This is a genomic window from Bacillus siamensis, from assembly GCF_051628075.1.
Classification (GTDB): Bacteria; Bacillota; Bacilli; order Bacillales; family Bacillaceae; genus Bacillus; species Bacillus siamensis.
Genome location: NZ_CP155579.1, coordinates 3057293 through 3070003, shown reverse-complemented (window position 1 = coordinate 3070003; position 12711 = coordinate 3057293). Strand labels below are relative to the sequence as shown.

The 12711-nt window shown below is 48.3% G+C and carries 13 protein-coding genes; 11 read left to right on the top strand and 2 right to left on the bottom strand.

Features of this window, described 5'->3' with window-relative positions; all coding sequences use genetic code 11:
- Window positions 1-34 precede the first annotated feature (34 nt).
- From ABDB98_RS15135 to ABDB98_RS15120, 4 genes are all read left to right on the top strand, one after another.
- On the top strand, window positions 35-1336 hold the full coding sequence (locus ABDB98_RS15135; protein ID WP_438420555.1) for a homoserine dehydrogenase: 1302 nt from the start codon (window positions 35-37) through the stop codon (window positions 1334-1336).
- Window positions 1336-2394, top strand: coding sequence for a threonine synthase (gene thrC / locus ABDB98_RS15130; protein WP_438422152.1), 1059 nt, complete (start codon window positions 1336-1338; stop codon window positions 2392-2394). The genes ABDB98_RS15135 and thrC overlap by 1 nt, the downstream gene beginning before the upstream one ends.
- Window positions 2391-3320: a homoserine kinase gene (thrB, locus tag ABDB98_RS15125; RefSeq protein WP_060964384.1), complete on the top strand. Its 930-nt coding sequence runs from the start codon at window positions 2391-2393 to the stop codon at window positions 3318-3320. The genes thrC and thrB overlap by 4 nt, the downstream gene beginning before the upstream one ends.
- 101 nt (window positions 3321-3421) lie before the next feature.
- A complete protein-coding gene (locus ABDB98_RS15120) occupies window positions 3422-5404 on the top strand; it encodes a S9 family peptidase (protein WP_438420554.1) in 1983 nt (660 codons plus the stop codon).
- A gap of 37 nt (window positions 5405-5441) precedes the next feature.
- Here the strand turns inward: ABDB98_RS15120 and ABDB98_RS15115 are convergent, their stop codons facing one another.
- Complete coding sequence (locus tag ABDB98_RS15115; protein ID WP_173363134.1) at window positions 5442-5777, bottom strand: NifU family protein; 336 nt, start codon at window positions 5775-5777, stop codon at window positions 5442-5444.
- A gap of 79 nt (window positions 5778-5856) precedes the next feature.
- On the opposite strand from ABDB98_RS15115, the gene ABDB98_RS15110 reads away from it, so the two are divergent.
- Window positions 5857-6183: a YuzD family protein gene (locus tag ABDB98_RS15110; RefSeq protein WP_438420553.1), complete on the top strand. Its 327-nt coding sequence runs from the start codon at window positions 5857-5859 to the stop codon at window positions 6181-6183.
- A gap of 37 nt (window positions 6184-6220) precedes the next feature.
- Here the strand turns inward: ABDB98_RS15110 and ABDB98_RS15105 are convergent, their stop codons facing one another.
- On the bottom strand, window positions 6221-7288 hold the full coding sequence (locus tag ABDB98_RS15105; protein WP_438420552.1) for an NAD(P)/FAD-dependent oxidoreductase: 1068 nt from the start codon (window positions 7286-7288) through the stop codon (window positions 6221-6223).
- Between the two features lie 266 nt (window positions 7289-7554).
- Here ABDB98_RS15105 and ABDB98_RS15100 point away from each other — a divergent pair, with 266 nt between their 5' ends.
- The 6 genes from ABDB98_RS15100 to ABDB98_RS15075 all read left to right on the top strand — a co-directional run bounded on the left by ABDB98_RS15100 (window position 7555) and on the right by ABDB98_RS15075 (window position 12704).
- Complete coding sequence (locus ABDB98_RS15100; RefSeq protein ID WP_007408721.1) at window positions 7555-7791, top strand: YuzB family protein; 237 nt, start codon at window positions 7555-7557, stop codon at window positions 7789-7791.
- Between the two features lie 133 nt (window positions 7792-7924).
- Window positions 7925-9142 carry a NupC/NupG family nucleoside CNT transporter gene (locus tag ABDB98_RS15095; protein ID WP_016938070.1) on the top strand — a complete coding sequence of 406 codons (1218 nt, stop codon included), beginning with the start codon at window positions 7925-7927 and terminating at the stop codon, window positions 9140-9142.
- Between the two features lie 123 nt (window positions 9143-9265).
- A complete protein-coding gene (dapF, locus tag ABDB98_RS15090; RefSeq protein ID WP_438420551.1) occupies window positions 9266-10120 on the top strand; it encodes a diaminopimelate epimerase in 855 nt (284 codons plus the stop codon).
- A gap of 77 nt (window positions 10121-10197) precedes the next feature.
- Complete coding sequence (locus ABDB98_RS15085; RefSeq protein ID WP_060964388.1) at window positions 10198-10560, top strand: HesB/IscA family protein; 363 nt, start codon at window positions 10198-10200, stop codon at window positions 10558-10560.
- Window positions 10561-10790: 230 nt separating this feature from the next.
- Complete coding sequence (locus ABDB98_RS15080; RefSeq protein WP_165417733.1) at window positions 10791-11822, top strand: tyrosine-type recombinase/integrase; 1032 nt, start codon at window positions 10791-10793, stop codon at window positions 11820-11822.
- Window positions 11823-11978: 156 nt separating this feature from the next.
- Complete coding sequence (locus tag ABDB98_RS15075) at window positions 11979-12704, top strand: helix-turn-helix domain-containing protein (RefSeq protein ID WP_438420550.1); 726 nt, start codon at window positions 11979-11981, stop codon at window positions 12702-12704.
- The last annotated feature ends 7 nt before the right edge of the window (window positions 12705-12711 follow it).

The following is a 12711-nucleotide window of genomic DNA, read 5'->3' as shown; positions in this document are numbered from 1 at the left end:
AAGTGGACAAAAGGAAGAAAGGTGGAGTTTCTCTTTGGATACAATTCGTATTGGACTGTTAGGACTGGGGACCGTGGGAAGCGGTGTCGTCAAAATTATACAAGATCATCAGGATAAGCTTATGCACCAGGTCGGCTGTCCGGTGACGATTAAAAAAGTGCTAGTTAAAGATATTGATAAAAAACGAGATGCAGACCTGCCGAAAGAAGTGCTGACGACGGAGGTCTATGATGTGATCGATGACCCTGAGGTCGACGTGATTATTGAAGTCATCGGCGGTGTCGAACAGACGAAGCAATACCTGCTCGACGCCTTGAAAGCGAAAAAACATGTCGTGACGGCGAATAAAGATCTGATCGCTGTGTACGGCTCAGAGCTTTTAGCCGCCGCAAAGGAAAATGGCTGTGACTTGTATTATGAAGCGAGTGTCGCCGGCGGAATTCCGATTTTACGTACGCTCGAAGACGGGCTTTCCTCTGACCGGATCACAAAAATGATGGGAATCGTCAACGGAACGACGAACTTCATCTTAACGAAAATGATTAAAGAAAAAAGCCCGTATGAAGAAGTGCTGAAGGAAGCGCAGGATCTCGGATTCGCGGAAGCGGACCCGACCGCCGATGTAGAAGGACTCGATGCCGCACGCAAGATGGCGATTTTAGCCCGTCTCGGTTTCTCTATGAATGTCGACTTGGACGATGTCAAAGTAAAAGGGATTTCCCGCATTACGGATGAAGACATCAGCTTCAGCAAACGGCTCGGCTACACAATGAAGCTGATCGGCATCGCCCAGCGTGATGACAATAAAATCGAGGTCAGCGTTCAGCCGACACTGCTCCCTGATCATCATCCGCTCGCTGCGGTGCATAACGAGTTTAATGCCGTTTACGTATACGGAGAAGCTGTCGGCGAAACGATGTTTTACGGTCCCGGCGCCGGAAGCATGCCGACTGCGACATCAGTCGTTTCCGATCTGGTCGCGGTTATGAAAAACATGCGTCTCGGCGTAAACGGAAACAGCTTTGTCGCCCCGCAGTATGAAAGAAATCTGAAGCAGCCGTCAGATATCTACGCCCAGCAGTTTTTAAGAATTCACGTCAAAGACCAGGTCGGCTCTTTTTCAATAATCACATCCGCTTTCTCAGAGCGCGGCGTAAGCTTTGAAAAAATTCTGCAGCTGCCGATTAAAGGCCACGATGATCTTGCGGAAATCGTGATTGTCACGCATCATACATCAGAAGAAGATTTCAGCGACATTCTGCAAAACTTAAATGATCTCGAAGTCGTACAGGAAGTAAAAAGCACATATCGCGTAGAAGGGAACGGTTGGAGCTAATGTGGAAAGGACTCATCCATCAATATAAAGAATTTCTGCCGGTGACGGAACAAACGCCGGCCCTGACATTGCATGAAGGAAATACGCCGCTGATTCATCTTCCGAAGCTTTCCGAAAAGCTCGGAATTGAGCTGCATGTGAAAACGGAGGGCATTAATCCGACGGGATCTTTTAAAGATCGCGGCATGGTGATGGCGGTCGCCAAAGCGAAAGAAGAAGGCAATGATACCATCATGTGCGCTTCAACAGGCAACACATCCGCGGCGGCTGCGGCATACGCGGCGAGAGCAGGCATGAAATGCATCGTCATCATTCCGGACGGAAAAATCGCCTTCGGAAAGCTTGCGCAGGCCGTCATGTACGGAGCGGAAATCATCGCAATTGACGGAAACTTTGACGACGCGCTGGCCATCGTCCGGTCGATTTGTGAAAAATCTCCGATTGCATTAGTGAATTCGGTAAACCCTTACCGGATTGAAGGGCAGAAAACAGCGGCCTTTGAAGTATGCGAACAGCTCGGCGGAGCGCCGGACATTCTGGCGATCCCGGTAGGAAACGCCGGGAATATTACGGCCTACTGGAAAGGGTTCAAAGAATACCATGAGAAAAACGGCACCGGACTTCCGAAGATGCGCGGTTTTGAGGCGGAAGGTTCTGCGGCCATCGTTCGCGGCGAGGTCATTAAAAATCCCGAAACCGTTGCGACGGCAATCCGGATCGGGAACCCTGCCAGCTGGGACAAAGCCGTGCTTGCAGCGGAAGAGTCAGCCGGAAAAATTGATGAAGTCACAGATGGAGAAATCCTTCACGCTTATCAGCTGATTGCCCGTGAAGAAGGCGTATTTGCCGAGCCAGGCTCCTGTGCATCCATCGCCGGTGTTTTAAAACAGGTGAAATCCGGTGAAATTCCAAAAGGAAGCAAGGTTGTCGCAGTCTTGACCGGAAACGGCCTGAAAGATCCGAACACGGCTGTAGACGTATCTGAGATAAAACCGATCACGCTGCCGACAGATGAAGACAGTATTCTCGAATACTTACATGGAGCGGCGCGTGTATGAATGAGGCGGAGATGCTGTTTTCCATTACGGTTCCGGGAAGCACCGCCAACTTAGGACCGGGCTTTGATTCCGTCGGGATGGCGCTCAGCAGATATTTGAAGCTTTCGGTTTTCCGAAATGATGAATGGACGTTTTCGGCGGAGACGGAAACTGTCGCGGGCATCCCTCAAGGAACGGACAACCTCATCTATCAAGTCGCCAAACGGACGGCTGACCGCTACCAGAAAGAGCTGCCGCCCGCGCATGTCAAGGTGTGGAGTGACATCCCCCTTGCGCGGGGCCTCGGCAGCAGCGCAGCCGCTATCGTCGCCGCCATTGAGCTTGCTGATGAGTTATGCGGCCTGCAGCTGCCGGAAAGCGACAAGCTGCACTTAGCCAGTCTTGAAGAAGGGCACCCTGACAATGCCGCCGCTTCTCTCGCAGGAGGGCTTGTGATCGGCCTTCATGAAGAAGATGAAACACATATCGTGCGTACTGCCGAAGCGGATATCGACGTTGTTGCGGTTATTCCGTTTTACGAAGTTCTGACCAGGGACGCAAGAGACGTGCTCCCGAAAGAACTGCCGTACCGCGGCGCCGTTAAAGCAAGCGCCGTCAGCAACCTTCTTGTTGCTGCGATCATGTCAAATGACTGGGCGCTCGCGGGGAAAATGATGAGAAAAGACATGCTGCATCAGCCGTACCGCGCCATGCTTGTTCCTGAGCTTTCGAAGGTGGAGCATGCGGCAGAAATGAAAGGCGCGTATGGGACGGCGCTGAGCGGAGCGGGCCCGACGATTCTTGTCCTGACTGCAAAAGGAAAAGGAGAAGAGCTGAGAAGCCACCTTTCTCAGCATTTTCCGCACTGTGAGATTGCGTCGCTTACCGTCCCGTCAGAAGGAAGCGTAATCGAACGGAATCCTTTAAAACAAATGAAAAGTGTATAATGGTAAAAAGCGTGCTTCCCATCAGAGAAGGACGCTTTCTTTTTCTGGAGAAGGATTTTTATTTAGGGAAGCGAAATAAAAGAGAAAAGGAGGAGAAACGATTGAAAAAACTTATAACCGAGGAGGACATTGCGTCTCTCGTATCTGTGACAGATCCCCAATACGCCCCTGACGGCAGACGGGCCGCATACGTCCGGACAACAGTCAATGATAAACGGGACTCTTATTCCTCAGCCATTATGGTATACGACACAGAATCCGGCACCTCAAAACCGTGGACATTCGGAAGCGGTAAAAATACAAGCCCGCGGTGGTCGCCTGACGGACGGCGCCTTGCTTTTATTTCTGACAGGGAGGATGGTGTCCCTCAGCTGTACATCGTAGACACTGCCGGGGGAGAGGCGGAAAAGGCGTCTGATATCCCTTGGGGCGTGTCAGATCCGATATGGGCTCCCGACGGCAGATCCGTGCTTGTGTCCGTCAGCCTGACATCAGCAGAACGCGCCGATGAGAAAGAAAAAAAGAAGCATGACGAATATGAGCCAATTGACATTCAGTCATTAACATATAAACGCGACGGGAAGGGCCTGCTTAACGGCAGCCGGACACAGCTTGTGCTGATTTATCTTGAAACGGGGGAGGTTCAGCAGCTGACAGACCATGAAGCGGATCATGATGATGCGGCATTTTCACCGGATGGCAAGCAGATTGCGTTTACCGCCAATTTATGCGAGCCCGGTGACGCCGGAAAGCCGAGCGATGTCTACCTGATGAATCTCGCAGACGGCGATCTCAAACAGATTACGCCGCACAGCGGTTCTTTCGGCTCCTGCGTGTTTTCACCGGATGGTTCTTATATCGCGATGCTTGGCCATGAGAATGAATTTCGCAACGCAACCTTAGAAAAGGCGTGGCTGTACGATGTGAAAAATGAGCGGCTGTCCTGCTTAACCGACATGCTGGATGTTCATTTGAGCGATGCGCTTATTGCCGATTCTCTCATAGGAGGAGTGACGCCCCGGCCGGTTTGGACAAATGACGGGCAGGGATTTTACGTCCTCGGGAGCGAGCAGGGAAGCACCGGTATTTATTATATCTCGATTGACGGCCTCGTATATCCGATCCGATTAGAAGAAGAGTATGTGAACGGTTTTGCTTTTCATCCCGATCAGAAAAGCTGTATCGCCGTAATTGCCAAACCCGCCCGGCCTTCTGAGCTTTACAGCATTTCATTTGAAAACGGTAAAGAGAAGCAATTGACAAACAACAATGATTGTTTTGTAGAGGAACGCATCATATCCGTGCCGGAGAAGCTGCAATATGAAACGAAAGACGGACTGACGGTGCACGGCTGGTTTTTAAAGCCCGCGGCTTTTGAAGAAGATCAAACTTATCCGCTCATTCTATACATACACGGCGGGCCTCACATGATGTACGGGCATACGTATTTTCATGAATTCCAAGTGCTGGCCGCGCAAGGATATGCTGTCGTCTATGTCAACCCGAGGGGAAGCCATGGCTATGGACAGGATTTCGTCAATCGTGTCAGAGGCGATTACGGAGGCGGCGATTACCGTGATGTCATGCAGGCGGTGGATGAAGCCATTCAGGCGTATCCGTTTATTGACAGCGGCCGTCTCGGCGTGACGGGCGGAAGCTACGGAGGGTTTATGACGAATTGGATTGTCGGGCAGACCGGCCGTTTTAAAGCAGCCGTCACGCAGCGCTCCATTTCAAATTGGTTCAGTTTCCACGGTGTCAGCGATATCGGCTTCTTTTTTACCGACTGGCAGCTTGGCCATGATCTGTTTGAGGAAGCGGATAAGCTTTGGGACCGTTCACCTGTAAAATATGCGTCCCGCGTTTCAACGCCGCTTCTCATCCTGCACGGCGAGCGTGATGACCGCTGTCCGATAGAACAGGCTGAGCAGCTCTTTATCGCATTGAAGAAGCTGAACAAAACGACGGCGTTCATCCGATTTCCGAAAGCCACGCATGAGCTGTCGAGAAGCGGCCATCCGGAACAGCGGATCAAGCGCATCCGTTATATTTGTTCATGGTTTAATGACTATCTGCAAAAATAAAATAAAAAACCAGGCTGTCATCAGCCTGGTTTTGTTATTAAAATACTTGTTCTACTTCAACGACACCCGGCACTTCTTCAAGAAGGGCGCGTTCAATTCCGGCTTTCAGCGTAATCGTTGAACTTGGGCAGCTGCCGCATGCGCCAAGGAGACGAAGCTTTACAATGCCTTCGTCAACGTCGACAAGCTCACAGTCACCGCCGTCACGAAGCAGAAACGGGCGTAATTTATCCAATACTTCCTGTACTTGCTCTTTCATTTCAACCTCAGTCATGAGATTCGCTCCTTTCATATGCATAAAACCATTATATTCACAGTAACGGTAAAAATCTAATGTTTGGTTTGCAATGCTGCTTTCTTCATTATAGCATATTTAAACTTGAACATAAAAACCGTTTTTTATACAAAAGCTGCCCCGTCCTTTGTATACTGGTGGAAAGGGGATGATAAACATGACAAAGCCGGTGACGCTCAGTGTTTACGGCGCTGAAACGCTCTGCGCAAGCTGCGTAAATATGCCGAGCGCCAAAGATACATTTGAATGGCTGGAGGCGGCGCTGAAACGGAAATATCCGGAGCAGCCTTTTAATATGCAGTATATTGATATTGACACACCGCCTCAGCAAAAGGAGACAAAAGAGCTTGCGGAGCGAATCAGAAACGATGAATTTTTCTATCCGCTTGTGCTGGTCGAAGATGTCATTGTAGGAGAAGGGAATCCGCATTTAAAAGATATATATGAAGAAATGGAAAAGCGCGGCTATGTGGCGGGCTTATAAAAACGGCCGCTGATCGCAATCAGCGGCTTTTTTCTTATCAGCCGTTATGATGCTTGTACATCCATAAAAGACCTGATTTTAACAGGCGCGGCACACGCCCGATCAGCGGACGGTCGTTGACAAGACCGAAACCCGCTTTTTTTCCGAGTGAACCGAGAACGCCTTTCAGCTTAAATTGCGGCATTGTTTCCGGCAGCTCTTCATTGTTCCAGCGTTTCAGGAGGATCTGCACAATTTGTTCCGCTTGCGCTTCAGCAAGCTGGGCGCTCGGCGCATGCGGAAGGCTTGCGCAATCACCGACGACGTAAACATGTTCATCGCCCGGAAGGTTATGGTGCGGTGTCAAAACAATGCGGCCTTGCGGATCTTTTTCAGCGTCCAGTTCTCTGACGGCTCTATTCGGCTGAATTCCCGCCGTCCACACGATGGCATCGGCCGGTATTCCTTCATCATGATTATAAACGATGCCGTCTTCCACTTTTGTAATATTCGCATTATTGATAATGGTGACGCCGTGCTCTTCGAACCACTTCTGAACGTACTTGCTGAGCCTTTTCGGAAAGCTTGATAAAATCAGATCGCCCCGGTCAAATAACATAATCTTCAGATCGTCACGGCTCTCTCTTAATTCACTGGCAAGCTCCACGCCGCTTAATCCCGCTCCGACGATAGCGACAGATGCATTGGCGCCGAGGTTGTTCAGCTTTTGATAGGCTTCGCGTGACTGATCAATGGTTTGAATGCTGTAAGTATGTTCCGGCGCGCCGGGCACGTTATGATACTTATCCTCGCAGCCCAGTCCGATCACCGCGTCATCGTAAGAAATCGGTTCGCGGTCATGAAACAGAACTTGTTTGTTTTTCGTGTCGATGGAAGCCACCTCACCGTATTGAACATCCAGATTCGGATGCTCTGGAAAGGACACTCTGATATGATGATCAGAAATCGTGCCGGCAGCGAGCGCATAATACTCTGTTTTTAAGCAGTGATACGGGTTTCTGTCAATCAGCGTGATGGATGTATCTGACGGAAGCTGGTTCGGCAATAAACGGTGCAGCACCCGCATGTTTCCGTAACCCCCGCCGATCAAGACCAATTTTTTCATAATGATTCCCCTTTTGCCCGAAAAATATGGTAGTCAATGTTGTTACAAAATAACGAACTATGTAAAATAACATCTAGAATTATATCGAATTTGATCTAAAACCACAATAATAGTTTTAAAATAACCTACAAATTGACCAGAAAACGCGTAATAGTAAAACCTTTAACCTGAATTAATATGTTACGATAACATTGAGCGTGAAACCGGATCTTTGACGAATAGAGGAAATTCCGTTAGGATAAGGTACATATGTGAGGTGAAACCGCATGAATCCGATGATTGAATTCTGTGTCAGCAATTTAGCGCGCGGTTCCCAGGAAGCACTTGAGATCTTAGAGAAGGACCCGAACTTGGACGTGCTTGAATACGGCTGTTTAAGCTATTGCGGGAAATGCATGGAGTCCCTGTTCGCCCTGGTTAACGGCGAAGTGGTCACGGGAGGCACGCCTGCTGAACTGGTTGACAACATATATACATTCATAGAAGAAAATCCGATGTTTTAATCAGAGGCTCCGAACGGGCCTCTTTTTTTATGCGCCCCGGGATTTGGCAAAATAAAAAATTTGTAGACAGCAAAAATAAATATTGTTATCTTAATAAAGACTTTTTTTAAATAAAATTTTAGAGGTGGATTCATTGAATATCGTTTGGGGGCTGCTCGGGGCAGTTGCTATATTAGCCATTGCTTTTTTGTTATCAGAGAAGAAAAGCAAAATTAAACTGCGAACCGTCATTGTCGGTTTATGTTTACAAATGGCCTTCGGATTCATCGTATTAAAGTGGGACGCCGGCCGGGCCGTATTTTTATGGTTCTCAAGCCGTGTGCAGCTTCTCATTGATTATGCGAACGAAGGCATCAGCTTTATTTTTGGCCCGCTGTTAAAAGTGGGCAGCAGCCCGGCTTTCGCGCTGAGTGTTCTGCCGGTCATTATCTTTTTCTCAGCGCTGATTGCCGTTTTGTATCACCTGAAAATCATGCAGCTTATTTTTCGCGTCATCGGAGGCGGACTGTCAAAGCTTCTTGGGACAAGCAGAACAGAATCGCTTGCGGCGGCTGCGAATATTTTTGTCGGACAGTCTGAATCACCGCTTGCTATTAAACCGCTGATTGCGGGATTGACCCGTTCCGAGCTGTTTACGATTATGACGAGCGGCCTTTCGGCTGTAGCGGGTTCGACGCTTTTCGGATACGCCCTGTTAGGCATTCCGATCGAGTACTTGCTGGCGGCCAGCTTCATGGCGGCTCCTGCCGGTCTCGTGTTCGGAAAAATATTAATACCGGAAACAGAAAAAACGCAGACGGTTAAAGGTGACTTTAATATGGACGAAGAAGGCGAAGGCGCCGCTAATGTGATTGATGCTGCGGCAAAAGGCGCGTCCACCGGCCTTCAAATTGCGTTAAACGTCGGCGCCATGCTGCTTGCGTTTGTCGCGCTCATCGCCGTAGTGAACGGAATTCTCGGCGGAATCGGCGGCTGGTTCGGTTTCAAACATATTACATTAGAATCCATTCTCGGTTACGTGTTTTCACCGATCGCATTTGTTATCGGAGTTCCTTGGCATGAAGCGCTCGGAGCGGGAAGCTATATCGGACAAAAGCTTGTGCTGAATGAGTTTGTCGCTTATTCCAACTTCGGTCCCCATATTGCGGACTTTTCTAAAAAAACGTCTACGATTATCAGCTTTGCGCTGTGCGGATTCGCCAACTTCTCTTCCATTGCGATCATGCTCGGCACATTGGGCGGTTTGGCCCCAAGCCGCCGTTCGGACATCGCGCGCCTTGGGTTAAGAGCGGTTATTGCGGGAACACTCGCTAACCTTCTCAGCGCGGCGATTGCCGGCATGTTTATTTAGTAAACGATAAAAGCTCCCTGCATATGCAGGGAGCTTTTATGTATGAAAAACGGGGGATATTTGTATTGTGTCCGAGGGGAAGAGCTTTTATACTAAGTAAAAGAAAAAAAGTTGGAGGCCGATATGAATTCATTCCGTTTTACCAAGATGCACGGTCTTGGAAACAGTTATATATATGTAAATCAATTCGAAGAAAAGCTGCCGGAAGAACGGCTGGCTGAGATTGCCGTTAAAGTGTCCAGCATTCACACCGGCATCGGCTCTGACGGCATGATCCTCATCTGTCCGTCAGAAAAAGCGCCCGTCAAAATGCGGATTTTTAATAATGACGGTTCAGAAGGAAAAAATTGCGGCAACGGCCTTCGCTGTGTGGCAAAGTATGCATACGAACATAAGCTGACAGAAGAAACGTCCTTTTTCATTGAAACGCTCTCAGGTCTTGTAAAAGCAGACATTACGGAGGACAACGGGATTGTGCGTGAAGTCGCCGTTGATATGGGCGAACCCCGCCTGACCAAAAAAGAGCTGCCGATGCTCGGCAATGAAGATGAACGGACGATCGATGAAACCTTTGTCTTCGGAGAGACGGAGCTTTCAGGAACTGCCGTATCAATGGGAAACCCCCATATTGTCTTTCCGGTTGAAGATATCAGTCAAGCGCCTCTTACAATGCTGGGCCCCATCATTGAAAAAGACCCGAGATTCCCGGAAGGCGTCAATGTCGAGTTTGTGGAAACCGTCAGCGCGGATGAACTTCATTTCCGTGTATGGGAACGCGGCTCCGGCATTACACAGGCTTGCGGAACAGGCGCCTGTGCGGCGGCTGTCGCATCCGTATTGAACGGTGTTTCTGAACGAAACCGGGATATCACTGTTCATTTGGCGGGAGGCGACCTTGTGATTAATTGGCAGGACAATGGGCACGTGCTGATGACAGGTCCCGCCGAAACCGTATGCAGCGGCGTCTATTATTTGTAAACAGCTCGTTTGAGAAATACGCTTCTCAAGGTTTATAATAGATATCAGTATTCGTTTTTAAAAAAGGAGGTCTACCTATGAGTGTTCCAGTAACCATCACTGAAGCAGCAGCTTTGCATATAAAAGATATGATGAAAGAGCATGAAGAAGAAAACGCGTTCCTCCGTGTGGGCGTTAAAGGCGGCGGTTGCAGCGGCCTGTCTTACGGAATGGGATTTGAGCATGAAAAAGGCGAAAAAGACCGCATGTTTGAACAGCACGGAATTACCGTTTTGGTTGACAGCGAAAGTCTTGATATTATGAACGGCACGATCATTGACTTCAAGCAGTCCATGATGGGCGGCGGTTTCACCATTGACAACCCGAATGCCATCGCTTCCTGCGGCTGCGGATCTTCTTTCCGCACGGCCAAAAACGCCGGTTCGCCGGAAGAGTGCTAGGGCTCAACCCGCTGGTATATCAACGTTTTTCTACTCGATCCTATTTCCGAGATATGAATCGATCATCTAATCGGAAACTGAATCGGAGGATTACGGATTGCAGTGAAAAATCCGCGATTAATCGTTATTATTCGGAATAAAAACAACCCTGTTTTACGGTTGTTAGGATTGTTGATGACGCTTTTCTTAGCGATGTAACTTAAACCATCGTTAAGGGAGGCGTTTTTATTATGGCGTTAAATAAGAAACGACGAAGAGTTACGAATGTTTCGGCGGACAAAAAAGACTACCCGCGGTTACTACTTAGCGAAGCATTAGAGATCGCTTTGGCTGGTAAAAGAACGGAAGGACTTCGCGAAAGAACGCTCACAGATTATAGAAAGATGTGGCGGTATTTTACCGAATGGCTTAACGACAACTACGAAGTTACATATATCGATGAGATCACCACGGAGATTTTAAGGAACTATATTAACTACATGAAATACGACAAGCCGCGGTATCACGGGCACAAGTATATAAAATCAGACGATAATAAAGTCGGACTTTCAGATACGACGATAAATATTAATTTGCGGACAATTAAAGCGCTGTTTAATTATCTTGACCGCGAAGAGTTGATCGAGGTAAATCCGGCTTCACGCGTTAAGCTGCTCCGGCAGGACATCGATCTTACAAACTGTTTTACTGATGATGAAATTAAAGACATATTGCGGCAACCGAATTTACGGGATTATGTGGGCTTTCGTGATTACTGCGCTATGAATTGTTTGCTAGATTCCGGGCTTCGCATCGAGGAGTTGTTGAGTCTACGCGAAAAGGATATAGATTTTTCAAGCCGATTCATAACGATTAACGCCGATGTTAGTAAAAACAGAAAGCATCGGTTAGTGCCTATATCTGCTCATTGCGTAAAGCTTTTGCTACAGCTTATCACAGAAAATAAATCACACTTTACGACTGATCGTATTTTTCTATCCAGTTATGGCGAGCCCTTGGGCGCAAATCATTTTAATAAGAGGCTGAAGTATTATGCGGAAAAAGCCGGTGTAAAAGATAAGAAGGTTACTGCGCACGTATACCGTCATACTTGGGCTAAAACGATGATACTAAACGGCTGTGATCCGTTCACGTTACAGAAGATCGGAGGATGGTCGGACATTAGAACAATGCGTCGTTATATACAAATGGATACGAGAGCAATGAGAAGAAGCCACGACGACTTTTCACCGCTGACGACAATTAGAAAGAAAAAAGCCTAAAAACAAAAAAAAGAACGCCATCCACCGGAAATAAATCCGATAGATAGAACGTCCTACCCTACGTCTATCTTATCGAAAATAAGCGTACTTGTCAACGCTTATTTAAGTGCGCCCATTTTCCGACGGACCGGCGTCTCTTATCGAGGAGAGAGCCGAATGTACACGAAAGAAGCCTCTAAAATAGCGTCGTTCCGTTCAGTGGACGAGCTTAACGGCGCCATCCGCACGCACATATACCGCAATAAATCAGATCTAACGCCTGCCGCAATTGAGGTTCTAAAGGTGTTGTCTCGTCATGCCGTCAAAACGCCGGGCGTGGCGTACCTGAAGCTCGCCTCTATCGCGGAACTAATCGGCAAGCACCGCGTTACTGTTATTCGCTCCATTAAACGTTTAGTCGATCTCGGCATTATCCGCAAAGAAATTAAATACCGGCCAGTCTCCGGCGGCAACGGCGCCAATATGTACGTTATCCTGCCGGCGGCCGATGTTACTCCGTCTGTGTTACCCCGCCAAGAAGCCGAAAAGCCAACGGAGACAAAGCCGGAAGCGCCGAAACGGGAGAACGAAGCTGTTATTTCTCAAAGCAAATTAAAGTTACTACGTAATACGTATGCTGCGTTTAAGTCTGCGGTCAATACGTTTGTCAGCGATCGGAAATTAACGAGCAAGCTGTACGGTATATACCTTGCGCATACGTCGTATTTAAAAGGCGTGTATGCTACCGATATTCTTCAAGGTATCGGACTGGAAGCCGTTCGTCAGACATTTATAGCGACTAAACGGAAGCCTATCCGCAACTTGGCCGGCTATTATAATGGCGTGCTTGACCGGATGCTTGACCGTTTGTTTGATGCGCGATTTGATTCGTTAACGTCATAGCGTCTGT

Bases quoted from the DNA above. Each gene is read 5' to 3' on its own strand.
- ABDB98_RS15110 (WP_438420553.1), top strand. From the start codon at position 5,857: ATGACAAAGCCGGTGACGCTCAGTGTTTACGGCGCTGAAACGCTCTGC.
- ABDB98_RS15075 (WP_438420550.1), top strand. From the start codon at position 11,979: ATGTACACGAAAGAAGCCTCTAAAATAGCGTCGTTCCGTTCAGTGGAC.
- ABDB98_RS15080 (WP_165417733.1), top strand. From the start codon at position 10,791: ATGGCGTTAAATAAGAAACGACGAAGAGTTACGAATGTTTCGGCGGAC.
- thrB (WP_060964384.1), top strand. From the start codon at position 2,391: ATGAATGAGGCGGAGATGCTGTTTTCCATTACGGTTCCGGGAAGCACC.
- dapF (WP_438420551.1), top strand. From the start codon at position 9,266: ATGAATTCATTCCGTTTTACCAAGATGCACGGTCTTGGAAACAGTTAT.
- ABDB98_RS15105 (WP_438420552.1), bottom strand. From the start codon at position 7,288: ATGAAAAAATTGGTCTTGATCGGCGGGGGTTACGGAAACATGCGGGTG.
- ABDB98_RS15100 (WP_007408721.1), top strand. From the start codon at position 7,555: ATGAATCCGATGATTGAATTCTGTGTCAGCAATTTAGCGCGCGGTTCC.
- ABDB98_RS15085 (WP_060964388.1), top strand. From the start codon at position 10,198: ATGAGTGTTCCAGTAACCATCACTGAAGCAGCAGCTTTGCATATAAAA.
- thrC (WP_438422152.1), top strand. From the start codon at position 1,336: ATGTGGAAAGGACTCATCCATCAATATAAAGAATTTCTGCCGGTGACG.